This window comes from Stenotrophomonas sp. TWI809 (assembly GCF_039673205.1).
In the GTDB taxonomy this organism is placed as follows: Bacteria; Pseudomonadota; Gammaproteobacteria; order Xanthomonadales; family Xanthomonadaceae; genus Stenotrophomonas.
The window spans coordinates 67440-92395 of record NZ_JBDJLE010000002.1 but is presented as its reverse complement, the minus strand read 5'-3'; the positions used below and the strand labels follow the sequence as shown (position 1 = coordinate 92395).

Genomic DNA, 24956 nt, shown 5'->3' with positions numbered 1-24956 from the left:
CGCCTTGCCGCGTGACACCGCTGGTCATCCGAAACGTAACAAACCCTTCACGGGGCGGCATCTTGCGCCGCAGCAGCGTGCACGTGCTGGCGAGGGTCGGGGATGGCAACGATGGCGGCGAGCGCGCAGCCGGCGGCGTGATCGCTCACGCCGCCGGTGGGTACTGCCGTTGAATCAGAACTTGTAGCGCACGCCCAGCAGGAACTGGCGGCCGGTTTCGGTGTACTGCAGCGGCAGGCGACCCGTGGCCGGCGAGTAGACCCACTCGTCGGAGGCTTCGTTGGTCAGGTTGATGCCTTCCAGGCTCAGTTCGAGCTGGTCGCTGATGGTGTAGCGGATCGAGGCATCGAGGACCGTGGTGCCGGTCATGCCGTGGTAACCGTCGAGGTTGAAGCCGGTTTCCGTACCCGGTGCCTGGGTCAGGTAGTCATCGCGGTTGGTCGCCGAGACGCGGCCGGAGAAGACCTTGCCTTCGTAGAACAGCGTGGCGTTCCAGGACGACTTGGACAGACCGGTCAGGTCGGTCTTCATCACCGGCTGGCCCGCGGCGTTGAGGTACTGGATCTGCGACTCCACCCAGGTGTAGTTCAACTGCACGCCGAGGTTGGACCACTTGCCCGGCAGGAAGGTGAACGGCTGGGTGTAGTTCGCTTCCACGCCGTGCAGTTCACCACCGGGGGTGTTGACCGGGCGGCTGTAGGTGAAGTCGTCGGCAGGCGAGGCACCGGTGCCGATCAGCAGCGAGGCAGGCAGGCCGCTGTCGGAGTACGGACGCACTTCGCGGGTGGTCTGCACGAAGCTCTCGATGTCCTTGTAGAACAGACCGATACCGGCCATCGCGCCTTCGGCGAAGTACCACTCGAAGCCGAGGTCGACGTTGGTCGCGCGGATCGGCTCCAGGTCCGGGTTGCCGCTGGAGATGGTGCGTGCACCACCGGCCACGGCCACCGTTGCGCCCGGCGTCAGGCTGCCCAGACCCGGGCGGCTCATCACCTTGGCCGCGCCGAGGCGGATCAGGAAGTCCGGGGTGACTTCGGCCACCAGGTTGAACGAGGGCAGGGTGTCGTTGTAGGTGCGGTTCTCCGTGGTGGAGACCGTACCGGTGGCCAGCGTGGACAGGCCGGTGGAGCTCTGCTTGGTGCGCACGTAGCGCACACCCACGTTACCCGACAACGGCAGGCTGCCCAGTTCGGTGGAGAACTCGCCCATCAGGTAGGCACCACGGTCCTTCTCTTCGACGCTGCGCACGTTGTTGGCGCGCGGGGCGACGGCGAAGATGCCGCTGTTGCTGTAGATATCGAACTGATCGGCAATCGCGTTCAGATCCGGCACCACCCAGTTGGACGGGCTGCCGTTGATGCCCTTCAGGCCGGCCTGCTCGGTCATGTCCACCGGCACGATCTTGGTGCCATCGGCGAAGTTGGGCACGGCCAGTTCGCTGGCACGGCGCAGTTCGGTGGTCTTGAAGGTGTAGTCCTTGGCAAGCACGCCGCCCTTCAGGCGGAAGCCAGGGCTGATGTTCCAGTTGAAGTCGAGCTGGCCGGTATCGAAGTCGTTGTCCACGTACTGCGGACGCAGGCGGATTTCGGCCAGTTCCCAGCCCGCGGGGTTGGTCGGGTCGATGCCGTAGTTCAGCGTCGGGAACCGGCTGTTGCCCCGGTAGTCGTAGCTGTAATTGTCGACGTCGTACTTGTCCATGATGATCGTGGTCTGCACCGGGTTCTCGTGCTTGGAGCGCGAGATGCCGACCTTGCCGGACAAGGTGAAGTCATCGCCGAAGCGGTGCTGGCCGTTGAGGCTGAGCTGCTTGAACTCGGTGCTCCACTCGTCATGGCGGTTTTCGGTGCGGATGTCGACATTGTCGAACTCGCCGTAGACCAGCGCGTTGTTCTCGATCACGCCGTTCTTGACGATCATCGCCGGCTTGCCGACCAGGCGCGGCGTGGTGCTGGTGCCACGGCTGAAGGAGATCGCCTCGATGTAATGCTCGTCGCGGGTGGCGTCGATCTTGGAGTACAGCGCATCCAGCGAGAACTCGGTGGCGTCGCTCGGCTTCCACTGCAGGGTACCGGTCACGCCCAGGCGCTTCTGCTCATGCTCCATCTGCACGTAGCGCGGGAAGCGCGGGTGGTAGACGTTGGCCGAACGCGCCGCGGCGAACGGCGAGGCCGCATTGAAGTTGCCGTTGCTCGGGCCGTTGGCCCAGCGGCCGGTGTTGGAGCCCTCTTCCAGCGCCTGGCGCTCGGAATAGGCCACCGACAACAAGGCACCGAAGGTGCCATCGGCAAAGGTGTTGGAGATCAGCGCGGCCATGCGCGGGTCGGCCTTTTCGGCCATCGCGTTGTAGCCGGCCTGGCCGCTGGCGGCGAAGGTGAAGCCGTCATAGTCGAACGGGCGCGCGGTGCGCAGGTCGACCGTGGCCCCCAGCGAGCCTTCCTCGACGTCCGCCGAGGCGGTCTTGCGCACCATCAACTGCGAGAACAGGTCCGAGGCGAACACGTTGAAATCGAAGCCACGGCCACGGTTGGTGCCGCCGCTCTGGTCGCCGGCGCCGACGGTGGTCAGCGCTTCCATGCCGTTGATGCGCACGCGGGTGAAGTCCGGGCCCAGGCCGCGCACCGAGATGTTGCGGCCTTCGCCGGCCTCACGGGTGATGACCACGCCGGGAATGCGCTGCAGCGATTCGGCCAGGTTCAGATCCGGGAACTTGCCGATATCCTCGGCGACGATGGCATCGACCACGCCGGCTTCGCCGCGCTTGATGTCCAGCGCCTTCTCGACACTGGCGCGGTAGCCGGTGACGGTGACGGTATCCAGGTCGGTGGGGTTGGTGCCCGCATCCTGGGCCAGCGCGGTACCACTCAGCGCCAGGCCGATCGACAATGCGAGCAAGGTAACCGGTGTCTTTTTCTGCGTGTTCTGGACTTGCATGTTTTCCCTCTCCCAAGGTGCTACATGAAACAGCTATCCAACGACATGTCAGTGCAATGACACCGCTGGTCAGGGCGGACGTTAACAGCCCGTTACTGATCCGGCATCTTGCACCGCAGCAGACTTTTAATGTCCCGCAGACGCTTGCAGGACAATGGTTCCGACATTCGGGACAGGTGGACGGGGCGGCGTCCATCGCTAGAATGACACCGCTAGCCATTGCTGCTGGGCGTCCTTGCGGCGTCCGCGGCCCTCACAAGGATCCAGGACCATGAGTCGTGTTGTCTGTTTCGGAGAGTTGTTGCTGCGCATGAGCGCCCCCGGCCGCGAGCTGTTGCTGCAGCGCGGCCAGTTGGCGGTTCACGCGGGGGGCGCGGAGGCCAACGTTGGTGTCTCGCTGGCCCATCTTGGGCATGCAGTGGCGGCGGTCAGCACGGTGCCGTCCAACCCGCTGGGCGAGTTCGCGCTGGGCGAGCTGCGCCGCCACGGCGTGGACACCACCGCCGTGCGGCGCACCGACGGCCGGATGGGCCTGTACTTCCTGACCACCGGCGCCGTGCAGCGTGCCAGTGAAGTGGTCTACGACCGCGCCGATTCGGCCTTCGCCAACAGCAGTCCCGCCGACTACGACTGGGACACGCTGCTGGCCGGCGCCGACTGGCTGCACCTGTCCGGGGTCAGCCCGGCGCTCAACCCGGCGATGGCCCAGGCCACGCTGGCCGCAGCCCGTGCGGCGTGCGCGCGCGGCGTGAAGGTGTCCTTCGACGGCAACTTCCGCCCGTCGCTGTGGGCGCGCTGGCAGGGCGATGCGCCTGGCATCCTGCGCGAATTGTTCGCCTGCGCCGATCTCGTCTTCGCTGACTACCGCGATATCGGCGTGGTGCTCGGGGGTGCGTTCGAGCAGGCCGATGTGCGTGAGCGCGTCGATGCGGCCGCGGCGCAGGCCTTCGCCGCGTTCCCGCGGTTGCAGTGGATGGCCTGCACCCAGCGCACCCCGCACAGCGTGGACAACCATGCACTCGGGGCGATGCTGATCGGCCGTGATGGCACCCGCGCGGTGGCGCCAACCCGCAAAATGATCGGCATCGTGGACCGCATCGGCGGTGGCGACGCCTTCGCCGCCGGCATCCTGCATGGCATGATGCGCGGCTTCGCGCCAGACGCGATCGTGCGTTTCGGCCTCGCCGCAGGCTGCCTGAAGCACTCGATCCCCGGCGACTTCAACCCTGTCAGCGAGGCTGACATCATGGCCCTCACGGGCGAGGAGCGATTCGATGTCCGGCGCTGATCCACGCGTACGCGCAGTCCTGAAACTGGCCCCGGTGATTCCGGTGTTCACCCCGGAAAACGTCGACGATGCCGTCGAGGTCGCGCGCGCACTGTTCAACGGCGGCCTGCCGGTGATCGAAGTGACGCTGCGCACGCCGATGGCGATGGACGCGATCCAGGCCATGGTGGAGGCGGTGCCTGATGCCGTGGTCGGCGCCGGCACCGTGCTGACCGCCGCGCAGATGGAGAAGGTCAAGCAGGTGGGCGGGCGCTTTGCGGTATCGCCGGGTGCGACCCCGCGCCTGTACGCCGCCGCGCGCGATACCGATCTGCCGTTCCTGCCGGGCGTGGCGACCTCGTCGGAGCTGATGCTCGGCCTGGAGCACGGCCTGGATACCTTCAAGTTCTTCCCGGCCGTGCAGGCCGGCGGCGCGGCCATGCTCTCGGCATGGAACGGCCCGTTCGGCGATGTGCGCTTCTGCCCGACCGGCGGCATCAGCGCGCAGACCGCGCGCGATTTCCTCCACCTGCCCAACGTGCTGTGCGTGGGCGGGTCCTGGCTGACCACCCGGGCCCTGCTGCAGGCCAAGGACTGGACCGGCATCGAGCAGCTGGCACGCGATTCGGCCGCGCTGGTCGGCTGAGCCTGCAGGGCCTGCCGCCTCAGTGGCGGCGGGCCGTTGCGCCGACGCGGCGATACAGCGTGCTGCGGCTGATGCCCAGCGCGCGCGCCGCCTCGGCGACATTGCCGTTGCTCGCGCGCAGCGCGTCGCGCATGGCGGTTTCGGTCATCGCCTCCAGCCCCTCTGCCGTGGATGGCATCACCGCTGCGTGCACCCTGTGCAGATAGGCCGGCAGCATCCCATGCAGGATCACCTCGCCCGGATCGCTCAGCGCCACCAGCGTGCGCAGGCACGAGCACAACTGCCGCACATTGCCTGGCCAGGCATACCCGGCCAGCGCCTCCAGCGCGGCGGACTCCAGTTGCCGGCCCTGGCCAAGGCGTTGCCACAGGCCCTGCACCAGCGCCGCACGGTCGGCATGCTCGCGAAGGGCGGGCAGACGCACGCTGTGATCGGCGATGCGGTAGTAGAGATCGCTGCGGAAGTCACCGGATGTCATCGCCACATCGAGATCGCGGTGGGTGGCGCAGATCAGGGCGAAATCCAGTTGCACCGGCTTGCCGCCGCCCAGCGGTGACAGCGTGCGCTCCTGCAACACCCGCAGCAGGCGCGGCTGCAGCGCCAGCGGCATGTCGCCGATCTCATCGAGGAACAGCACGCCGCCCTGGGCCTGGCGCAGCAGGCCGGTATTGCCGCTCTTGCGCGCACCGGTGAAGGCCCCTTCCTCGTAGCCGAACAGCTCGGCTTCGATCAGCCCTTCCGGCAGCGCCGCGCAGTTGACCGCCACGAACGGTTTGTCGGCACGCGTGCTGCGCCGATGCAGTTCGCGTGCGAACACCTCCTTGCCGGTGCCGGTCTCGCCCTGCAGCAGCACCGGCAACTGCGCGTCCAGCACGCGGCAGGCGCGCTCGAGCACCTGCTGCTGGGCGGCGTCGAACAGGGGGCTGGCATCCACCCGCACCGCTGCCCCGGCGGCACGCGCGGGTGCGGCGGCGGCCGGACGCGCGGGCAGCGGCGAGCGGACCGTGGCGCTGCCGGCAGGGCTCACGTGGCCGTAGAGCGCGCGTCCCTGGCGATCAACCAGCGCGCCATCATCGTGCAGCCGCGAGAGCGGACCATCGAACAGCGCCGCGTAGGGCGCCCTGCCGATGTCGCCGTGGTCCAGACCGAACAGGGCCAGCCCGGCGCGGTTGGCGGCCACCAGGCGGCCATTGCGGAAGCCCAGCACGCCTTCGCGCGCGGTACCGAGCAGGCCGGCGTCGTGATGCAGGCGGACCACCTCGCAATCGCCCAGTCCCGCCTCGAAGTAGCGGTGCTCGATATGCGCCACCGCCTGCCGTGCCAGCACACGGGCGTGCAGGTGCTGCTGGCGCGCGTCGCCGGAGATGTCGAGCACGCCCACACGCTGCCCGTACGGGTCGAAGATCGGCGTCGCCGAACAGGTCAGGATCGCGTGCGGGGCGAAGTAGTGCTCACCGCCACGCACCTCCACCGAGCGACCTTCGACGATGGCGGTGCCGATCGCATTGGTGCCCACCGTGGTTTCATCCCAGCGCACGCCTGGCATCAACGCCACCCGCCCGGCCTTGTCGAGGAAACCCGGGTTGCCCTCCGCATCCAGGATCCAGCCGTCTTCGTCGGTGAGCAGCGCGATGCTGCCGGTCGCGGCGATGTCGGCGGCCAGGCCATCCAGCTCCGGCCGCGCCAACCGCCACAATGTTTCCTGGCGCTGACGCAGCTCGCGCAGGCGGGCGTCCGGCAGCGGTTCGACCTCCGGCTGTGCATCCACCGAGAGCCCGCCGCGCTGGCAGCGCTGCCACGACTGCAGGATGGTGTCGGGCACGATGCCGACCGGCGCCGCGCCGCGCTCGAAAAAGGAGCGTCGCGCATTGCCGACACGGTGCTGGAGCGGGAGCTGGGACACCTGGATTCTCCAGTGTCGCAATCTGCGACAGTTGTAGCGGGGCCTGTTCCGATAAACACCACACCCGGCGTTACCGTGCAATGACCGGCGGTGGTGCACCGCACCAGTTTCCGCGGGCATCCCCAATCGGTGTGCCGGGTGAGGCCATGTCGCACCGCACCACGTCGAACCTGGCATCGTCCTTGCGCCATGGAACAGACCCTTACCGGGCCTGTCCACCGCCATCCGGAGATGCACCCATGAATGCCGTCACGTCCGCCAAGCCGCACGCCACCGACCCGCAGTCCATCTTCAAGCCGCGCTACGGCAATTACATCGGCGGGGAGTGGGTGGCGCCGCGCAGCGGTCAGTATTTCGACAACACCACGCCGGTGACCGGCAAGGTGTTCACCGAGGTCGCCCGCTCCAACGCCGAGGACATCGAAGCGGCGCTGGACGCCGCCCACGCGGCCAAGACCGCCTGGGGCCAGACCTCGACCACCGAGCGCGCCAACATCCTCAACCGGATCGCCGACCGCATCGAAGAAAATCTCGAGCTGCTCGCCCATGCCGAGACCTGGGACAACGGCAAGCCGATCCGCGAAACGCTCAACGCCGACATCCCGCTGATGGCCGACCACTTCCGCTACTTCGCCGGGGCGGTGCGCGCGCAGGAAGGCAGCCTGTCGGAGATCGACAAGGACACCATCGCCTACCACTTCCACGAGCCGCTCGGCGTGGTCGGGCAGATCATCCCGTGGAATTTCCCGATGCTGATGGCCGCCTGGAAGCTGGCGCCGGCGCTGGCCGCCGGCAACTGCGTGGTGCTCAAGCCGGCCGAGCAGACCCCGGCCTCGATCCTGGTGCTGATGGAGGTGATCGGCGACCTGCTGCCGGCCGGCGTGCTCAACGTGGTCAACGGCTTCGGCGTGGAGGCGGGCAAGCCGCTGGCGTCCAACCCGCGCATCGCCAAGATCGCCTTCACCGGTGAAACCACCACCGGCCGGCTGATCATGCAGTACGCCAGCCAGAACCTGATTCCGGTGACGCTGGAACTGGGCGGCAAGTCGCCCAACATTTTCTTCGCCGATGTGATGGCCGAGGACGATGATTTCCTGGACAAGGCCATCGAAGGCTTCGTGCTGTTCGCCTTCAACCAGGGCGAGGTGTGCACCTGCCCGTCGCGCGCGCTGATCCAGGAATCGATCTACGACAGATTCATGGAACGTGCGCTCAAGCGCGTGGCCGCGATCAAGCAGGGCAACCCGCTGGACCCCAACACGATGGTCGGTGCGCAGGCCTCCTCCGAGCAGCTGGAGAAGATTCTGTCCTACTTCGACATCGGCCGGCAGGAAGGCGCGGAGGTGCTGATCGGCGGCGAGCAGGCCACCCTCGACGGCGACCTGGCCGGCGGCTTCTACGTGAAGCCGACCGTGTTCAAGGGCCACAACAAGATGCGCGTGTTCCAGGAAGAAATCTTCGGGCCGGTGGTCTCGGTGACCACCTTCAAGACCGAGGAAGAAGCACTGGAGCTGGCCAACGACACCTTGTACGGCCTCGGTGCCGGCGTGTGGAGCCGCGATGCCTCGCGCCTGTACCGCATGGGCCGCGGCATCCAGGCCGGGCGGGTGTGGACCAACTGCTACCACGCCTATCCGGCGCATGCCGCCTTCGGTGGCTACAAGCAGTCGGGCATCGGCCGCGAGAACCACAAGATGATGCTCGACCACTACCAGCAGACCAAGAACCTGCTGGTCAGCTATTCGCCCAAGAAGCTGGGCTTCTTCTGAGCCCCCGGGCTTGATCCCGATCAAGGCGCCGGCATGCGGCCGGCGCCACAGTGCAGTGATTGGCAATCCACGGAGATCCACGCATGAACAAGACCATGAAGGCCGCTGTCGTCCGCGAATTCGGAAAGCCGTTGCGTATCGAGGAAGTCGAGGTGCCGCGTCCGGGGCCCGGCGACATCCTGGTGAAGATCGAAGCCTGTGGCGTGTGCCATACCGACCTCCATGCGGTGGACGGTGACTGGCCGGTCAAGCCCAATCCGCCCTTCATCCCCGGCCACGAGGGCGTTGGCCACGTGGTGGCGGTAGGCGCCGGGGTCAGCCATATCCGCGAAGGCGACCGCGTCGGCATCCCGTGGCTGTACTCGGCCTGTGGCTATTGCGAGCACTGCCTGGGCGGCTGGGAAACGCTGTGCGAGGCGCAGCAGAACACCGGTTACTCGGTGAACGGCGGGTTCGCCGAGTACGCCCTGGCCAACGCGGCGTATGTCGGGCTGCTGCCCAAGAGTGTGGGCTTCATCGAGGTCGCGCCGATCCTGTGCGCCGGCGTCACGGTCTACAAGGGCCTGAAGGTCACCGATACGAAGCCGGGCCAGTGGGTGGTGATTTCCGGCATCGGCGGGCTGGGCCACATGGCTGTGCAGTACGCCAAGGCGATGGGCCTGAACGTGGCGGCAGTGGATATCGACGACGGCAAGCTCGCCCTGGCCGAGCGGCTGGGCGCGATGATCACGGTCAACGCACGCAACACCGACCCGGCCGCGTTCCTGAAGAAGGAGATCGGCGGGGCACATGGCGCACTGGTCACCGCCGTCTCGCCGAAGGCCTTCGAGCAGGCACTGGGCATGGTCCGCCGCGGTGGCACGGTCTCGTTGAACGGCCTGCCGCCGGGCAACTTCCCGCTGGACATCTTCGGCATGGTGCTCAACGGCATCACCGTGCGTGGCTCGATCGTCGGCACCCGCCTGGACCTGCAGGAATCGCTGGAATTCGCCGAGCAGGGCAAGGTCGCCGCGACGGTCACCAGCGATTCGCTGGAGAACATCAACGACATCTTCGCGCGCATGCAGGCCGGCAAGATCGAAGGCCGCGTGGTACTGGACATGAGCGCGTAAGCACACGGCGCGCTGCCGACCCATCGGCAGCGCCTGTTTCACGGTAGTGCCGGCCGCTGGCCGGCTCGGAGAGCCCCGATCATGCCCGACCTCCCGCTCCAGGTAATGGCCACGCTCCCGGCCCTCCAGCTGATCGAGACATTGCAGGCCCGCCACGGCGACCTGCTGTTCCACCAGTCCGGTGGCTGCTGCGACGGCTCCTCGCCGATGTGTTTCGCCCAGGGCGATTTCATCGTGGGCGACCGTGACGTGCGCATGGGCGAGATCGGCGGGGCGCCGTTCTACATCAGCCCCGCGCAGTTCGAATACTGGAAGCACACCCAGCTGATCATCGACGTGGTGCCCGGCCGGGGCGGCATGTTTTCGCTGGAGAACGGCGAGGGCGTGCGCTTCCTGGTCCGCTCGCGCTTGTTCAGCGATGAGGAGTTCGCGCGGCTCAAGGCAGCCGGGCGGGTCTGAACCACGCCGCGGCAACCCGTCCATAATGGCGGCTCCCCCGCCGTGACGCCCCTGCCATGCCTGTGTGGTCCGCCCTGAAGAATCCACTGCTGTCCGTACTGGCTGTCGTGTTCGCGTTCGCGGTGATGGTGCTGGTCAACAGCCTCGGTTCGTGGCTGGTGCCGTTGCTGCGCATTCCGCCGGGCGGCGAGCCGCAGCTGGCCTGGGACCTGGCCTGGACGATCCTCAGCGGCATCGCCGCGATCGCCTTTGCCAGCCGTTATGCGCCCACCTGGCCGCGTGTGCACGGCGGCGTGGTGTGGGCGGTGATCGCGGCCGCATCGATCTACACCGCGTGGGATTTCGGCAGCGATTTCCCGTTCTGGTTCGTGGTGATCCTGCTGGTCTCGCTGCCGGTGCAGGCATTCGTGGGCCTGTGGGTAGGCACGCGGTTCCGGCCAGCGCGCGCCTGATCAGCTGCCCGGCAGCACCTGCTTCACCTGCTTCATGCCTTCCCACGGGTCCTGCTTCAGCCGCTCCGCGCGCTGCAGCGCCTTCGCCATCGGGAAGGCGTCCGGCGCCGCGATGCGACCCAGTTCTTCCCAACGCAGTGGCACCGCCACGCCGGCACCCGGCCGCGCCCGCAGCGACCACGAGCTCACGCTGGTGGCGCCGCGCGCATTGCGCAGCCAGTCGATGAAGATCACCCCGTCGCGCTTGGCCTTGCTCATCGTCGCCACATAGCGATCCGGTGCCTGGGTGGACATGGCCTGCGCAAACGCCTCGCAGAAGTCCTTGGCCTGCGCCCAGTCGGCCTTGGGCTGCAGCGGCACCACCACGTGCACGCCCTTGCCGCCGGAGAGCCGGACGAAGCTCTCCAGCCCGGCTTCCTGCAGGCGCGCGCGCACGTCGCGTGCGGCGGCCTTTATCTGCGTCCAGTTCACGCCTTCGCCGGGATCCAGATCGAACACCAACCGGTCCGGATGTTCGGGGTCCTCGACGGTGGCGCCCCAGGGATGAAGCTCCAGGGTGTTCATCTGCACCAGCTGCAGCAGGCCCTCCACATCCTCGATGTAGAGGTAGTCCTCGCGCCCGCTCTTCTGCTCCAGCGGGATCGCCTTGACCGCACCGCCCAGCCCGGTGCCGTGGTGCTTCTGGAAGAAGCAGGGCTTGTCCACGCCGTCCGGGCAGCGCAGCACCGACAGCGGGCGGTGCGCCACCTCGGGCAGGATCCAGCGCGCCATGCGGCGGTAGTAGTCGGCCACCTCGCCCTTGGTGATCTTCGCCTTGGCGAACACCACGCGCTCGGGATGGCTGATCGTCACGGTGCTCTCGTCCTGCGCGGCCGTAGCTGCCTTCTTTCGCCCGCGCGTTCCGGCCGGGGTGGCGGAGGCCGCGGTAGTGGAGACGGTAGGGGAGACGGCAGTAGCTGTGGCGCCCAGATCCTTGGCGTGTTTGTCCTCGCGCAGCCGCTTGAAGCTGGCCTGGCGCAGCAACCCTTCCTTGGCCCATCCACGGAACGCGACCTCCGCCACCAGCACCGGCGTCACCCAGTGCACGCTGCGTGCGGTGAACGGCACATGCGCAGGCAGCTCGACCACTGCGTCCTTCACCGTCAGCGGGGTCAGCTGCCTGGTCAGCGCGCGCAGCGCGGCATCGTCGAAGCCCGTGCCGACGCGGCCGACATAACGCAATCCGCGCTTGTCCGGGGTGGCCATCAGCAGCGAGCCGAAGCCACTGCGCGATCCCTTCGGTTCGGTATAGCCGACGATGAGGAACTCATCGGTGTTCTCGTGCTTGATCTTGATCCAGTCGCGTGAGCGTGCGTTGACATAGGGCGCATCGATCCGCTTGCTGATGATGCCTTCGAACCCGGCCTCGCCACTGGCGGCGAACACCGCCGGGCCGTGGTCGCGCACATGGTCGCTGTAGGCCAGGGTGTCCGGCTTGCTGCCCAGCAGGTCCTTGAGCAGCGCCTTGCGCGCCAGCAGCGGCACCCGGCTGACATCCACCCCGGCGATGCCGGGCATGTCGAACACCACATAGCGCAGCGGCTGTTTGGCGGTGCCATCGATGACCTTCTGCAATGCAGTGAAGTCGCTGCGGCCCTGCGCATCCAGCACCACCAGCTCACCGTCCAGGCGCAGATCGCGCACCGGCAGCCGCTCGATCGCCTGCACCACCTCGGGGAAATCGTCGGTCCAGTTCAACCCGCCGCGTGAGCGCAGCGACACCACGCCATCGCGCACATCGGCCAGCAGGCGATAGCCGTCCCATTTGATCTCGTGCAGCCACTGCTCGCCGTCCGGTGCGGTGGCACGGTGATCGGTCAGCTGGGGCTTGAAGTCATGTGGGTAGGGCGTTGTGCGAGCGCCCTGCAGGGCCAGCGCGCGCTTGGACCAGCGCGCATCGGCCTTGCGTTCGGCCTTGCGTGCGGGGCTACCTGTCGCGGCCTTGGCCGGCGCGGTCTTCCTTGCTGGGGCAGCTTTGCTGGCGTTGGCAGCGGCAACCTTCGTCGCGCTTGCGCGCTTGCCTGCCTTGGGCGGTGCCTCCAACAGATCATCAGCCTCCATATCCCTGGCCTCCTCGTCATCGCGTTTGATCAGCAGCCACTGGTGCTGCTTGCCCTTCATCGCGGTGCGCACCAGTTTCCAGCCACCCTTGAGCCGCTCACCGTGCAGCACGAAGTCCACCTTGCCGGCCGCGATCGCCTCCAGCGGATCGCCATCGCAGGCCCAGGTGCCGTGGTCGTAGACGTCCACATGCCCGGCGCCGTAGTGGCCACTGGGGATGTCGCCGGCAAAGGTCGCGTAGGACAGCGGGTGATCCTCGACCTCCACCGCAAGCCGTTTTTCGCCGACGCGCAGCGAGGGGCCTTTGGGTACCGCCCAGCTCTTGAGCACGCCATCGGCTTCCAGCCGGAAATCATAATGGCGCGAACTGGCGTGGTGCAGCTGCACGACGAAGATCGGCCGGCGCGCCGGCGCACCGCGGCGCTCGGCGTCCGGCTCGGGGGTGCCGTCGAAACGACGTTTGCGGCGGTATTCCTGCAAGGACACGTGGGCTTACCCGGCTTTGCGCGCGGGTGCACGCTTGGTGGTTTTCTTGGTCGCCTTGCCTGCTGTCTTGGTCGCCTTTTTGGCCGCCGTGGGTTTGGCGACCTTGGCCGTGGCCTTCTTCGCCGCTGTCTTTTTGGCAGCCGGCGTGCGCTTCTTGGCATCCAGGCTCTTCTGCAGCAGCGACATGAAGTCGACCACGTTGGTCGCATCATCCTCGCGCGGGACCGGCTCTTCCTCCACCTTGGTGGTGCCGCCCTTGGCCTTGATCCGCTTCTTCAGCAGCGTGTGCAGGCGCTCGCGGAACTCATCGTGGTACTCGTCCGGCTTCCACTCGCCGGACATCGACTCGATCAGCTGCTCGGCCATGGCCGTTTCCTTGCTGTTGATCCGGTACTTGGCCAGGCTGCCGCTGGGCAGCTTGTAGTCTTCCGGGTCCACCAGTTCCTGCGGATAGCGCAGGATCATCAGCACCAGCGCGTCGCCGTGCGGCATCACCGCGCACAGGTACTCGCGGGTGCGCACCACGACCCGCGCGATGCCGACCTTGCCGGTGCTGCGCAACGTTTCGCGCAGCAGCACGTAGCCTTTCTCGGCTTTCTTGGCGGGCACCAGCAGGTAGGGCTTCTCGTAGTAGCGCGGATCGATCGTGCCGGCATCGACGAAGGTCTCCACCTCCACCGCTTCATGACTTTCCGGCGCGGCCGAGCGGATGTCGTCTTCTTCCAATACGACGTAGCTGCCCTTGTCGTACTCGTAGGCTTTGACGATATCCTTCCAAGGCACTTCTTCGCCGGTATCCGCGTTGACGCGCTCGAAGCGGATCGGTTTGCGGTCGCGCGAATCCAGCATCCGGAAGTGCAGATCCACATTGCGTTCGCCGGACATCAGCGACACCGGGACATTGAGCAGCCCGAATGACAGCGTGCCGGTCCAGATCGGTCGGGCCATGGTGGCGCCACTCCAACACTTCAGGGAGGGCAGCTGTACCGCGCAGCACGTGAAACGCCTGTGTCCGGGCTGTGCAGGCCGGCTGCACGCCGCGGCTACTGCAGCAGGCCGTGCACCGCCGCCGCCGGCATGTGGTCCAGGGCCAGCCACGCGTCTTCGACCACGGCGCGGGCCTGGTGCCAGCCCAGCCGCGACTGCCCGCGCATCTGTTCCCAGTGCTCGGCGAGCTCACCATCGGTGTCATCGGCACCGCGCGGCCAGTCCGCGTAGTGGGTGGTCAGCGCGAAGGCGTAGGCCGGATACAGGTCGCGCCAGCTGCGGCGGCCGTGGCTGCGGCGCTGCTCATAATCGCTGCGCATGTACTGCAGGTAGTCCTGTGCGATCGCCTGCGCGTCCTCGGCGCGGTCGCGGCGCGCACGGCGCCCGCTCCGTTCCGGCTGCAGGTAGGCGTTGAACAACGCGGGTGCGGCACGGCGGTCCAGGCGGGGCATGACACGACTCCGACAGCGGCGGGGCAGGCAGGAATAGTCCCGCCGCCGTTATCCAGCCGTGACAGATTCGTTGATGCGGCGGGATTCGCAGCGACTTCACCCGCCCCGCGCTGTAGTGGGGCGTACAGCAACTGGAGAACTCCCATGCCCCGCGATCCCCTGCGCGACGCCACCGCCCCGGTCCCCGGCGAGCAGCGCGCCAAACATGACAACCAGGACGCCGAAGACCGCGGCGCCGGCATGTCCGTGCCCGACGACGCACCCGATCACCTGCCGGTGGCGGTCACGCCGGATCCGGTCCCGCGCGACCGCAAGGATTCGGCGGCCGGCGAGAAAGGCCCGGCCGGTCATCATCGCCGCGAAGATGAATACCAGCGCCGCCAGCGCAAGGAACACGCCAGCGACAACCAGGACGAGGCGCTGGAAGAGACGTTCCCGGCCAGCGACCCGACCTCACCCTTCGTCCCGGCCAAGCCGCCCAGGTAAGTCCCTTGGGTCAGGGCGCCCACTGCCACTGCAGGCCCACGTTGTAGCGGCGGTCCGGGCCGGGTTCGAAGAAGCGCTGGTTGCCGTCGTTGACGATCACCGAGCCGATGTAGCGCTGGTCCAGCGCATTGTCGACTTGGGCGAAAGCACGCAGCGTGCCCTGCGCGGTAGTCCAGCGCCGCGATACCTCCAGGTTCAACAGGGCATAGCCCGGCGCGCTGTCGGTGGCCAGATCGTTGACCACGGTGTCGCTGGAGGCCACCACCTCGGCGGCCCACTGCCACGGGCCCGGGCGGTACTGCACCCGCGCGTTCCACTGCTGCCTGGGTACACCCGGCAGGCGTGAGCCGGAGGTCACCGTGTTGCATCCAGCGGCCGCGCACAGCGCATACGGATCACGCACGGTGGCTTCGATCCAGGTGTAGGCCAGCGAAAGATCCGTCTGCGCGCCCAGCGGCTGCACATAGCTGGCCTCCGCGCCCTGCCGGCGCGTGCGGCCGATGTTGCGGTAGGTGCTGCGGCCGCCGCTGTTGCTCGCCACGGCCAGCTCGTCATCGGTATCGGCGCGGAACAGCGCCGCCTCGATCTGGGCGCCACTGCGCCCATGCCACTTGCTGCCGACTTCCAGGTTGCGGCTGCGGGCGGCCGAGAGATCCAGCGCCAGCCCGGCCTGGCCATCGGCGCGATAGCCCAGCTCGTTGAAGGTCGGGGTTTCGAAGCCACGTCCGGCCGACGCGTACAGCCGCCAGGCATCGCTGGCGCGGAACACCACGCCGGCCACCGGCGTGGTCGCTTCGTAGCGACGCGATCCGCTGTCGTCCGGATTGCCGGCGGTGATGTAGTGGTCGTTGGAGCGGAAACGGACGGTGCTGTGGCGCACACCGAGCAGCAACGACCAGCGCGGTGCCCACTGCCACCACGCCTGCGCGAACTGGTCCACGTTCTCGACCCGGTCGCTCTGGTCGCGGCGCAGGCGGCCCTTGATACCGACCTGATCACCCACGAAGTTCTCGTAACCGCGGCGATCCTGCTGCTGACGGTCAGCATTGGCACCGATCACCACATCCAACGGGCGGCCGACCCAGTCACCGTGCCACGCCCAGCGCGCGTCCAGGCCGCCATAGGCCCCGTCCAGATCGATCACCCCGCCGGCGTGCAGCGGGTTGGCCTGCGGCCCCGGTGGGATCGCCAGGTACTGCTCCACGCTGCGCTGGCCGGCATAGCCCATCGCACGCCAGGTCTGCGCGCCCTCCGTTCGGGTGAAGACCAGCCCGGCCTGGGCCTGGCGCACGGATTTGCGGGTGTTGTACTGGGTAGCCACCGCGGTCGCCTGACGCGGGTTCTCGCGCACCTGGGCGCGGGTGAGGCCGAGCGGATCCTGTGCGTCGGGCGCATCGAAGTAGTTCAGGACCAGATCCAGCTGGCCGCCGCCGACATCGGTGCCCAGCCGGGCGTTGACCGACTCGCGCCGGGCCTGGCTGTGATCGCGCCAACCATCGGTGCGGAAGTGGTTGGCGGCCACGTTGTAGCGGATCGGCCCCTGCACGCCGCGCAGCTGGGCGCCGGCGCTGACAGTGTTGTCGCTGCCGGTATCCAGCCGCAGGCGCCACGGGTCGCCCTCGGCGCCATCCGCGCTCCAGACCTGGACCACGCCACCGGACGAGTTGCCGTACAGCGCCGAGAACGGCCCGCGCAACACCTCCACGCGCTGCGCCGAGAGCAGGCTGGCGTGGGAGAGCTGGCCCTGGCCGTCGGGCATGGTGGCCGGCACACCGTCCACCAGCACGCGTACGCCGCGCACACCGAAGGTCGAGCGCGCGCCGAAGCCACGGATCGAGAGCTGGGTGTCCTGCGCGTAGTTCTGGCGATCGCGGGCGACCACCCCGGGGATGCCGTTGAGGGCCTCGGAGAGCTGGGCCAGCGGGCCGGTACGGTCCTCGTCCACCCAGACCGTGGTCAGCGAGGCCGGCAGATCGATATCGGCCACCTGCGCCACGCGGGCGGCCTGGACCTGGACCGTCGGCAGCCGCTCGATCGAGGCAGCGGGAGCGGGGGTGTTCTGGGCCTGCGCCAGCGACGGCAGCAACACGGCCGAGGCCAGCGCACAGTGGCGGGCCAGCGGGGTAAGACGGAGCATGCGGGGCGGGATCCTCGGTAAATGGGCGTGCCGCACGCCATGGTACGGAAGACGACGTGACGACGGCCTCGGCGCCCTCGGCGGGGCTTTGTTACGATGGGTCGGTTTTGGCTGATTCTGCCGCCAACTCCGCGTCGCGCCACCCTCCCCCTTCCGTCATCCGAATGAGTACCGCCGTGTCCTTCTTTGCAAATGTGGAACTGGTCCCAGGCGACCCGATCCTGGGCCTGACCGAGGCTTACAACGCCGACAGCCGCCCGATCAAGGTCAACCTGGGCGTGGGCATCTATTACGACGAGAGCGGCCGCATCCCGCTGCTCCGCGCCGTGAACACGATCGAACAGCAGCTGGCCACTGACGCCAAACCGCGCGGCTACCTGCCGATCGACGGTCTGCCGGCCTACAACCAGGCCACCCGCGAGCTGGTCTTCGGCAAGGATTCGCCGCTGCTGGCCGCAGGTCGCGTGGCCACCTCGCAGACCATCGGCGGCAGCGGTGCGCTGCGCATCGGCGCGGACCTGCTGCACAAGCTGTTGCCACACGCCACCATCGCCATCAGCAACCCGAGCTGGGAAAACCATCGCGCGGTGTTCGGCGCGGCCGGCTTCGAGGTGGTCGATTACACCTACTTCGATGCCGCCACCCATGGCGTGGACTTTGACGGCATGCTGGCCGACCTCGGCAAGCTGCAGCCGGGCACCGTGGTGCTGCTGCACGCGTGCTGCCACAACCCGACCGGTGCCGACCTCACCGTCGCGCAGTGGAAGCAGGTGGCCGAGCTGTTGAAGGACCGCCAGCTGTTCCCGTTCATCGACATGGCCTACCAGGGCTTCGACAAGGGCATCAGCGAAGACGGCGCCGCCGTGCGCATCATCGCCGAGGCCGGCATCGACAGCTTCGTGGTCGCCAACTCGTACTCAAAGTCGTTCTCGCTGTATGGCGAGCGCATTGGCGCGCTGTCGGTGGTCGCCCCGGACGCGAACGCGGCCAAGGCCGTGCAGTCGCAGGTCAAGCGCATCATCCGCACGATCTACTCCAGCCCGTCCAACCACGGTGCGGCACTGGTGGCCGGCGTGCTCAACAGCGTTGAGTTGCGCCAGGTGTGGGAAGCGGAACTGACCGAGATGCGTGAGCGTATCCACGCCCTGCGCCATGGTCTGGTGGAGAACCTGGTCGCCGCCGGCGCACCGGAGTACGCCTTCATCAACGACCAGGCCGGGATGTTCTCGTACTCGGGCCTGAGCCGCGCCCAGGTGGACCGCCTGCGCGACGAGTTCGCGATCTACGCCGTCGGCACCGGTCGCATCTGCGTGGCCGCACTCAACCAGGGCAACCTGGCATACGTGGCCAAGGCCGTGGCGACCGTCAGCAAGGGCTGAGCAGTAGTGCTCCTGTGAAGCAGAACGGCCGCCCTGTGCGGCCGTTTTTCTTTGCCGCGCCGGCAGCGCGTTGCGCGCGGTGGGAACGGTTACGGCGGCCCGCGCCTCGTAATGGCTCCGGCGAAGGGCGACAATAGGCGCTTCTCCTCTGAAGGCCGCCTGATTCCATGTCCCAGACGTCGCTGACCCGCTATCTGATCGAAGAGCAACATGCCGGCCGCATCAACGCCGATCTGCGCCAGCTGATCGCTGTTGTCGCCCGCGCCTGCACCAGCATCTCCATCGCGGTCAGCAAGGGCGCGCTGGGCGGTGTGCTCGGCGAAGCCGGTACCGGCAACGTGCAGGGCGAGGCGCAGAAGAAGCTGGACGTGATCAGCAACGAGATCCTGCTGGAAGCCAACGCCTGGGGCGGCCATCTCGCCGCCTGCGCCTCGGAAGAAATGGATCACTGCCAGCCGGTGCCCGACACCTACCCGCGCGGTGACTTCCTGCTGCTGTTCGATCCCCTCGATGGCAGCTCCAACATCGACGTCAACGTGTCGGTCGGCACCATCTTCTCGGTGCTGCGCTGCCCGCCGGGCACCGAGCAGCCCAACGATGCCAGCTTCCTGCAGCCGGGCACCGCGCAGGTTGCGGCCGGCTACTGCATCTACGGGCCGAGCACGCAGATGGTGCTCACCGTCGGCCACGGCACGCACGCGTTCACCCTGGACCGCGAGAAGGGCGAGTTCGTGCTGACCACGCCGGACATGCAGATCCCGGCGGACACCCAGGAATTCGCGATCAACATGTCCAACCAGCGGCATTGGGAAGCCCCGATGCAGGGCTACGTGCAGGACCTGCTGGCCGGCAAGGAAGGCGCGCGCGGCAAGAACTTCAACATGCGCTGGATCGCCAGCATGGTGGCGGACGTGCATCGCATCCTGACCCGCGGCGGCATCTTCATCTACCCGTGGGACACGAAGGATCCCTCCAAGGCCGGCAAGCTGCGCCTGATGTACGAAGCCAACCCGATGGGCCTGCTGGTCGAGCAGGCCGGCGGCGCCGCCACCACCGGCCGCAAGCGCATTCTCGACATCCAGCCCGATCAGCTGCACCAGCGCGTGCCGGTGTTCCTCGGGTCGCGCAATGAAGTGGAAGAAGCCACCCGTTACCACCGCGAACACGACAGCGCGGCGGGTTGATTTGCTACACAGGGCTGGCCATCCGGTCAGCCCTGTTGATACGTGGCAACGGCGTGACATCGGCCACGGCAGCGTTCACCATCGGCCATTCGTGCCCACGGATGAACCCATGACTGCCGACGCGCCGCTCGATTTCATCGAAGTAATCCACAACGCCGTCCCCAACGAGGTCTGCGCGGCCCTGCAGGCCCAGATGCGATCCAGTGCGCAGTTGCATCCGGGCGAAGTGGGCAGCGGTGTGTTCCCGGAACTCAAGCACAGCAAGGATCTTCGCATCAGCGGGCGCCCCGAGTGGCGGCAGGCCGAAGCAGTGCTGCAGCAGGCGGTTTTCAAGGGTTTGCTGACTTATCTACGCCGTTATCCACAGGCCCTGATCTCGCCATTGATGTTGCAGATCCAGGACAGCCAGGGCCAACCGCGCCGGTTGGCGGCCGAGGATTTCCCCGACATGGACGACGCCACGCTGTCCGACCTGGCCCGCACCTGCCTGCGGCCCGGTGCCATCAATCTGCAATGGTATGCGGCGGGCGAGGGCGGCTATCCGTACTGGCACTGCGAGCTGTACCCACGCGATCCGGCCGGCGAAACGCTGCACCGCCACCTGCTGTGGACGCTCTACCTCAATGACGATTTCGATGCCGGCGAAACCGAGTTCCTGTTCCAGGGCCGCAAGGTCGCACCGCGCACGGGCAGCCTGTTGATCGCACCGACCGCGTTTACCCACACGCACCGGGGCAACCGGCCGCAGGGTGGGGACAAGTTCATTGCGACGAGCTGGATTCTTTTCCAGAGTGCGCAGAAATTGTTTGGTGGGAATTGATCAGCGCGCCGACACCAGCAACACAGCACCGACCACCACTACCGCCGCCAACACCATCACCGTGATCAGCACATTGCGCCCGGTGCGCTTCGCCTTCGCCTTCAACCCGGCCAGCACGTCCAGATCGAGATAGAGACGATCACCGCCTGCGTCGCGGATGACGCCGTTGTCGCGGTAGTACTTCAGTGGCGCATGGAGTGCCGGGTCGATGGTGTCGGCCGCGATCGCGCTCTGCGGAGACAGCGCCTGATGGCCGGTGAAGTGTGCGATCAACGCGTCGCGCTGCTGCTGCACCGCTGCGGTGATGGCGGCATTGATCGCGATGTTGGCCGCGTTCGACGCGGCCGAGGTGGCTGCCGATGACATGTGGTTCCCCCTGGATATCCGATATGGACGTCAGACCACCGCGGCGCGGTGCCTTGGCCCGATTGTTGGTCGGGCGCGCCCTAAAGTCCATCGGGGGCTGATCAGAACAACGAGCCCTGCGGTGAGTCCACCCGCGGGGGCAGCGGCCGCAGGAAGCGGGTGCAGTCCAGTTTCGGCCAGTGGCTGTGCTGCGCATCGAAGCCCAGCCGCTTGCGGGCCAGCTTGAAACGGTTGGACAGCAGATCGGCGTAGACGCCTTCGCCGCGCATGCGCGTGCCGAACTGGCTGTTGTAATCCTTGCCACCGCGCAGCTGGTTGATGGTGCTCATCACGTGCGTGGCGCGGTCCGGGTGGTGGGTGTCGAGCCAGTCGCGGAACAGCGGCGCCACTTCCAGCGGCAGCCGGAGCAGCACGTAGCCGGCGGTGGAGGCACCGGCATCGTGGGCGGCCTCAAGCACGGCTTCCAGTTCGGCATCGTTGATCCACGGGATCACCGGCGCGACCATTACCCCGACCGGGATGCCGGCATCGCTCAGGCGACGCATCGCGCGCAACCGTGCATGCGGGGCCGAGGCGCGAGGTTCCAGCTTTGCCGACAGATGCGGGTCCAGCGAGGTCACCGAGAAGTGCACGCTGACCAGGTGCTTTTCCGCCAACGGTGCGAGCAGGTCGATGTCGCGCTCGACCAGCGCGTTCTTGGTGATCAACGAGAACGGGTGCTGCGTTTCGAGCATCACCTCGATCAGCTGGCGGGTCAGTTTGAGCTTGCGCTCGATCGGCTGGTAGGCGTCGGTGTTGATGCCCAGCGCGATCGGCTGCGGCACGTAGCCGGGGCGCGAAAACTCCTTGCGCAGCAGTTGCGGCGCATTGGTCTTGGCGAACAGCTTGGTCTCGAAGTCCAGCCCGGGCGAGAGATTGAGATAGGCGTGCGAGGGTCGGGCGAAGCAGTACGAGCACCCGTGCTCGCAGCCGCGGTACGGATTGACCGACTGGCTGAAGCCGACGTCCGGCGACTTGTTGCGGCTGATGATGCTGCGCGCGGTCTCGGCACGGACTTCGGTGCGCAGGCGCGGGGCAGCGAACTCTTCACTCTCATCCGGCGCCCAGCCGTCGTCCATCGCTTCGCTGACGGTGACCTCGAAACGGCCCGCCAGGTGCGTGCGGGAGCCCCGGCCTTTGATCGCAATACCCATCGTCAAAGGCTATCGCCGGGAGGTCTCAGGGAATGAGACGTCGTGGCGTGGCAACGGCGGGGATAGGGGATAGCCATGGTTAGTAGTATTACTAACCACAGGCGTAAAGGGAAGTGAAACCCGCGCCGGGTAAGGGTCGGCGGAGGTGGAGACCGATTTGATCCCCCAATTTATCCACAGGGCCAGAGCGCGTGCCTGCGGTGCCACGTCACGGGCGGCCGAGCCGACCAACGGTCGGCGCTACCTGATGCCGGGCGCCCCTTACGCGGCAGGGCTACGCGCCGCATCACAGCAGCCGCAGATAGCCCTTCACCGTGGCATCCAGCCCGTCATACAGCGCCTCGCTGATCAGCGCATGGCCGATCGAGACTTCCAGCACGTCCGGCACGGTCCGCAGGAAATCGGCCAGGTTGTCCTGCGACAGGTCATGCCCGGCGTTGACGCCCAGGCCGGCCGCCTGGGCGCGCCGCGCCGCGTCGGCGAACAGTGCCAGCATGGTGGTGGCATCGCCGGCGGCATGCGCCTCGGCGTAGGGGCCGGTGTAGAGCTCCACGCGGTCGGCACCGATGGCCGCGGCCTGTGCGATGTCGGGGTTGCCCGCGTCCACGAACAGGCTGACCCGGCAGCCGTACGTCTTCAACTCGGCGATCAGCGGTCGCAGCCGCTCGGCATCCCGGGCGAAGTCGACGCCATGGTCGGAGGTCAGTTGGCCGTCGCCATCGGGCACCAGGGTGGCCTGGGCGGGGCGGGTCTGCGCGCACAGCGGCAGCAGCCCGGGATAGCCCTCACGCGGGGGCGCGAACGGGTTGCCCTCGATGTTGAACTCCACGCCGCGCTCGGCCGTCAGCGCGGACAACGCGAGAACGTCCTCGGCGCGGATGTGGCGTCGGTCCGGGCGCGGGTGCACGGTGATCCCATGCGCGCCGGCATCCAGGCAGGCACGGGCGGCCTGCAGCACGTCCGGGTCGGTGCCGCCGCGCGAGTTGCGCAGGACGGCGATCTTGTTCACGTTGACGCTGAGTTGGGTCATGGCACTACGAGGGGTCGGATTCACCCTGAGCAGCCGGGGTGCGCGCCTGGAGGGCGAGCTCCCGCAGCCGACGGAGTTCGTTGGGATCGGTGATGGCCGCGCGGGTGGGCTGCACATCGCCGAAGCGGGCCACGTAGAGGCCGCGGACCCACGCCAGCAGGAACACCAGGGTGCCCAGCAGCGACAGCGCCATCAGCCCCATGTGGGGGGTCTTGAGCGCCATGCCGAAACAGGCCAGCGCGAACAGCAGAAACAGCCAGTACATGTCGTTCTCCCCGATTGACCGGGCCAGTGTAGCGCTGGCGCCGGGTGCGGTTCCACGGGGAGCAGCGGCTACAGCAGCGGCGAGGCCAGGCGGGCGAACGCCTCGGGCACACGGTGCCGCCACAGCGAACGCTGGCGGTCGTTGTAGACCGGCGCGGCGCTGCTGTATTCGGCCAGCAGGATCTCGGCCAGCGCCGCAACGCGGCCGGTGTCGCTGATCATCATCGAGAGCTCGAAGTTGAGCCGGAAGCTGCGGTGATCGAAGTTGGCACTGCCGACGATGCACACGTCGTCATCGGCGATGAAGGCCTTGGTGTGCAGCATGCGTGGGCCGTACTCGTAGATCTTGACCCCGGCCTGCAGCAGCTCGTCGAAATAGGAGCGCGCGGCCTGGGTGACGAACCAGGAGTCGCTCATCTTGGGCACCAGCAGGCGCACGTCCAGGCCACCGAGTGCGGCCGAGGTCAGTGCCATGCGCGCGGCCTCGCCGGGCACGAAGTAGGGCGTCACCAGCCAGACGCGCTCCTTCGCTTCGTGGATCGCCGCCACGTGCAGCCGGTGGATGGTCTCCCACGACGAATCCGGACCGGAGACCAGCACCTGCGCATTGATGCTGCCCTCGCTGCGGCTGGGCATGGTTTCCGGCCACAGCTGGGCGATGTTGAAGCGCGCCGGCTCCTGGCCGGTGGCGTAGATCCAATCCTCGATGAAGACCAGCTGCAGGCTGCGCACCACGTGGCCCCGCAGCCGCATGTGCAGGTCGCGATACGCATCCGGGCGGACGCTCTCATCTTCCTCGTCGGTGATGTTGATGCCGCCGGTGAAGGCCTGCAGGCCATCGATGATGACGAGCTTGCGGTGCGTGCGCAGGTTCAACCAGGGCCGCTTGAACGGTTTGAGCAGCTGTCGCGGGTGGAACCAGACGACTTCGGCGCCTGCATCCAGCAGCGGCTGCAGGAAGCGCTTGCGGATGGACGACGAGCCGACCGCATCGAGCAGCAGGCGCACGCGCACGCCGGCGGCCGCACGCTCGGTCAGCGCATCGCGCAGCGCGGTGCCGGCGTGGTCCGGATTGAAGATGTAGTACTCAAGGTGCAAGTGGTCCTTGGCCGTGGCCACCGCGGCAAGCAGTGCGCTGTAGGTGGCCGCGCCATCGACCAGCCACTCCACCTCGGTGGCCGAGCTCGGTGAGAGCCCGGTGGTGGCCTGGGCGATCTTGGCCAGCTCGGTGCAGTCCGCATCCGGTGGGCAGACGCTGCTGTAATGCTCCATCCCCGAGCGCGAACGACCACGGCGCAGGCGCTGCCGCTTCACCTTCTGCGGGCCGAGCAGGTAGTAGATGAACAGGCCAAGGTAGGGCAGGGCGGCCAGCGACAGGATCCAGCTCAGCGTGGCGACCGGCTCGCGCTTCTGCAGCATGATCCAGCCGGTCAGCCACAGCAGATAGAGAATGTAGGCCGCCACCATCAGGGGGCGCAGGTGGGGGAAGGCATCGAGCCAGTCCCCGAAGACGTCGAAGGTTGCGAGCATGGC

Annotated in this window: 21 protein-coding genes; 10 read left to right on the top strand and 11 right to left on the bottom strand. The window is 67.5% G+C overall.

Translation table 11 applies throughout. The features are described 5' to 3' along the window. Positions 1-174: 174 nt before the first annotated feature. Positions 175-2931 (bottom strand): TonB-dependent receptor, encoded by a 2757-nt coding sequence (locus tag ABE472_RS02145; protein WP_346462780.1) that lies wholly within the window; start codon positions 2929-2931, stop codon positions 175-177. A 271-nt stretch (positions 2932-3202) separates the two neighbouring features. On the opposite strand from ABE472_RS02145, the gene ABE472_RS02140 reads away from it, so the two are divergent. Continuing rightward, a complete protein-coding gene (locus ABE472_RS02140) occupies positions 3203-4219 on the top strand; it encodes a sugar kinase (RefSeq protein ID WP_346465292.1) in 1017 nt (338 codons plus the stop codon). Continuing rightward, complete coding sequence (gene eda / locus ABE472_RS02135; protein ID WP_346462781.1) at positions 4206-4844, top strand: bifunctional 4-hydroxy-2-oxoglutarate aldolase/2-dehydro-3-deoxy-phosphogluconate aldolase; 639 nt, start codon at positions 4206-4208, stop codon at positions 4842-4844. Before ABE472_RS02140 ends, eda begins: the two co-directional genes overlap by 14 nt. A 19-nt stretch (positions 4845-4863) precedes the next feature. Here eda and ABE472_RS02130 read toward each other — a convergent pair whose 3' ends face one another. Beyond that, on the bottom strand, positions 4864-6747 hold the full coding sequence (locus ABE472_RS02130; RefSeq protein ID WP_346465291.1) for a sigma-54-dependent Fis family transcriptional regulator: 1884 nt from the start codon (positions 6745-6747) through the stop codon (positions 4864-4866). 239 nt (positions 6748-6986) lie between these two features. Between ABE472_RS02130 and adh the strand changes: the two genes are divergently transcribed. From adh to ABE472_RS02110, 4 genes are all read left to right on the top strand, one after another. Next, positions 6987-8516: an aldehyde dehydrogenase gene (gene adh / locus ABE472_RS02125; protein ID WP_313210554.1), complete on the top strand. Its 1530-nt coding sequence runs from the start codon at positions 6987-6989 to the stop codon at positions 8514-8516. An 83-nt stretch (positions 8517-8599) separates the two neighbouring features. Next, positions 8600-9628: an alcohol dehydrogenase AdhP gene (gene adhP, locus ABE472_RS02120; RefSeq protein WP_346465289.1), complete on the top strand. Its 1029-nt coding sequence runs from the start codon at positions 8600-8602 to the stop codon at positions 9626-9628. Between the two features lie 81 nt (positions 9629-9709). Next, on the top strand, positions 9710-10087 hold the full coding sequence (locus tag ABE472_RS02115) for a DUF779 domain-containing protein (RefSeq protein ID WP_346465286.1): 378 nt from the start codon (positions 9710-9712) through the stop codon (positions 10085-10087). 56 nt (positions 10088-10143) lie between these two features. Then, positions 10144-10539, top strand: coding sequence for a hypothetical protein (locus ABE472_RS02110; protein WP_102788777.1), 396 nt, complete (start codon positions 10144-10146; stop codon positions 10537-10539). Here ABE472_RS02110 and ligD read toward each other — a convergent pair whose 3' ends face one another. From ligD to ABE472_RS02095, 3 genes are all read right to left on the bottom strand, one after another. Then, positions 10540-13125, bottom strand: a complete 2586-nt coding sequence (gene ligD / locus ABE472_RS02105) for a DNA ligase D (RefSeq protein WP_346465284.1) — start codon at positions 13123-13125, stop codon at positions 10540-10542. A 6-nt stretch (positions 13126-13131) separates the two neighbouring features. After that, the gene (locus ABE472_RS02100) at positions 13132-14073 is read right to left on the bottom strand and encodes a Ku protein (protein WP_346465282.1); all 942 of its coding nucleotides are present in this window, start codon (positions 14071-14073) and stop codon (positions 13132-13134) included. Positions 14074-14168: 95 nt separating this feature from the next. Then, positions 14169-14564, bottom strand: coding sequence for a hypothetical protein (locus tag ABE472_RS02095; RefSeq protein ID WP_313210543.1), 396 nt, complete (start codon positions 14562-14564; stop codon positions 14169-14171). 144 nt (positions 14565-14708) lie between these two features. On the opposite strand from ABE472_RS02095, the gene ABE472_RS02090 reads away from it, so the two are divergent. Further along, complete coding sequence (locus tag ABE472_RS02090; protein WP_102788774.1) at positions 14709-15050, top strand: hypothetical protein; 342 nt, start codon at positions 14709-14711, stop codon at positions 15048-15050. A gap of 10 nt (positions 15051-15060) precedes the next feature. Here the strand turns inward: ABE472_RS02090 and ABE472_RS02085 are convergent, their stop codons facing one another. Beyond that, entirely contained in the window at positions 15061-17187 is a 2127-nt protein-coding gene (locus ABE472_RS02085) for a TonB-dependent receptor (protein WP_346465279.1), read from the bottom strand. A 176-nt stretch (positions 17188-17363) separates the two neighbouring features. Between ABE472_RS02085 and ABE472_RS02080 the strand changes: the two genes are divergently transcribed. From ABE472_RS02080 to ABE472_RS02070, 3 genes are all read left to right on the top strand, one after another. Next, positions 17364-18566, top strand: coding sequence for an amino acid aminotransferase (locus ABE472_RS02080; RefSeq protein WP_070474201.1), 1203 nt, complete (start codon positions 17364-17366; stop codon positions 18564-18566). A 167-nt stretch (positions 18567-18733) separates the two neighbouring features. Beyond that, on the top strand, positions 18734-19750 hold the full coding sequence (locus ABE472_RS02075; RefSeq protein ID WP_070474199.1) for a class 1 fructose-bisphosphatase: 1017 nt from the start codon (positions 18734-18736) through the stop codon (positions 19748-19750). 109 nt (positions 19751-19859) lie between these two features. Beyond that, positions 19860-20570, top strand: a complete 711-nt coding sequence (locus ABE472_RS02070; protein ID WP_346465431.1) for a 2OG-Fe(II) oxygenase — start codon at positions 19860-19862, stop codon at positions 20568-20570. Here ABE472_RS02070 and ABE472_RS02065 read toward each other — a convergent pair whose 3' ends face one another. The 5 genes from ABE472_RS02065 to cls all read right to left on the bottom strand — a co-directional run bounded on the left by ABE472_RS02065 (position 20571) and on the right by cls (position 24953). Further along, positions 20571-20936 carry a hypothetical protein gene (locus ABE472_RS02065; RefSeq protein ID WP_346465276.1) on the bottom strand — a complete coding sequence of 122 codons (366 nt, stop codon included), beginning with the start codon at positions 20934-20936 and terminating at the stop codon, positions 20571-20573. Positions 20937-21037: 101 nt separating this feature from the next. Continuing rightward, positions 21038-22129, bottom strand: coding sequence for a PA0069 family radical SAM protein (locus ABE472_RS02060; RefSeq protein WP_088435273.1), 1092 nt, complete (start codon positions 22127-22129; stop codon positions 21038-21040). Between the two features lie 286 nt (positions 22130-22415). Beyond that, on the bottom strand, positions 22416-23159 hold the full coding sequence (locus ABE472_RS02055) for a pyridoxine 5'-phosphate synthase (RefSeq protein WP_346465273.1): 744 nt from the start codon (positions 23157-23159) through the stop codon (positions 22416-22418). A 4-nt stretch (positions 23160-23163) separates the two neighbouring features. Next, a complete protein-coding gene (locus ABE472_RS02050; protein WP_070474188.1) occupies positions 23164-23424 on the bottom strand; it encodes a hypothetical protein in 261 nt (86 codons plus the stop codon). A 68-nt stretch (positions 23425-23492) separates the two neighbouring features. Next, entirely contained in the window at positions 23493-24953 is a 1461-nt protein-coding gene (gene cls, locus ABE472_RS02045; protein ID WP_346465271.1) for a cardiolipin synthase, read from the bottom strand. Positions 24954-24956 lie beyond the last annotated feature (3 nt).

What these genes read in the sequence shown, in the direction of transcription:
- ABE472_RS02065 (WP_346465276.1), bottom strand. Translation starts at nt 20,936, where the DNA reads ATGTCATCGGCAGCCACCTCGGCCGCGTCGAACGCGGCCAACATCGCG.
- ABE472_RS02140 (WP_346465292.1), top strand. Translation starts at nt 3,203, where the DNA reads ATGAGTCGTGTTGTCTGTTTCGGAGAGTTGTTGCTGCGCATGAGCGCC.
- ABE472_RS02090 (WP_102788774.1), top strand. Translation starts at nt 14,709, where the DNA reads ATGCCCCGCGATCCCCTGCGCGACGCCACCGCCCCGGTCCCCGGCGAG.
- adh (WP_313210554.1), top strand. Translation starts at nt 6,987, where the DNA reads ATGAATGCCGTCACGTCCGCCAAGCCGCACGCCACCGACCCGCAGTCC.
- ABE472_RS02085 (WP_346465279.1), bottom strand. Translation starts at nt 17,187, where the DNA reads ATGCTCCGTCTTACCCCGCTGGCCCGCCACTGTGCGCTGGCCTCGGCC.
- ABE472_RS02100 (WP_346465282.1), bottom strand. Translation starts at nt 14,073, where the DNA reads ATGGCCCGACCGATCTGGACCGGCACGCTGTCATTCGGGCTGCTCAAT.
- ABE472_RS02115 (WP_346465286.1), top strand. Translation starts at nt 9,710, where the DNA reads ATGCCCGACCTCCCGCTCCAGGTAATGGCCACGCTCCCGGCCCTCCAG.
- ABE472_RS02070 (WP_346465431.1), top strand. Translation starts at nt 19,860, where the DNA reads ATGACTGCCGACGCGCCGCTCGATTTCATCGAAGTAATCCACAACGCC.
- adhP (WP_346465289.1), top strand. Translation starts at nt 8,600, where the DNA reads ATGAACAAGACCATGAAGGCCGCTGTCGTCCGCGAATTCGGAAAGCCG.
- ABE472_RS02060 (WP_088435273.1), bottom strand. Translation starts at nt 22,129, where the DNA reads ATGGGTATTGCGATCAAAGGCCGGGGCTCCCGCACGCACCTGGCGGGC.
- ABE472_RS02055 (WP_346465273.1), bottom strand. Translation starts at nt 23,159, where the DNA reads ATGACCCAACTCAGCGTCAACGTGAACAAGATCGCCGTCCTGCGCAAC.
- eda (WP_346462781.1), top strand. Translation starts at nt 4,206, where the DNA reads ATGTCCGGCGCTGATCCACGCGTACGCGCAGTCCTGAAACTGGCCCCG.
- ABE472_RS02095 (WP_313210543.1), bottom strand. Translation starts at nt 14,564, where the DNA reads ATGCCCCGCCTGGACCGCCGTGCCGCACCCGCGTTGTTCAACGCCTAC.
- ABE472_RS02050 (WP_070474188.1), bottom strand. Translation starts at nt 23,424, where the DNA reads ATGTACTGGCTGTTTCTGCTGTTCGCGCTGGCCTGTTTCGGCATGGCG.
- cls (WP_346465271.1), bottom strand. Translation starts at nt 24,953, where the DNA reads ATGCTCGCAACCTTCGACGTCTTCGGGGACTGGCTCGATGCCTTCCCC.
- ABE472_RS02145 (WP_346462780.1), bottom strand. Translation starts at nt 2,931, where the DNA reads ATGCAAGTCCAGAACACGCAGAAAAAGACACCGGTTACCTTGCTCGCA.
- ABE472_RS02075 (WP_070474199.1), top strand. Translation starts at nt 18,734, where the DNA reads ATGTCCCAGACGTCGCTGACCCGCTATCTGATCGAAGAGCAACATGCC.
- ABE472_RS02110 (WP_102788777.1), top strand. Translation starts at nt 10,144, where the DNA reads ATGCCTGTGTGGTCCGCCCTGAAGAATCCACTGCTGTCCGTACTGGCT.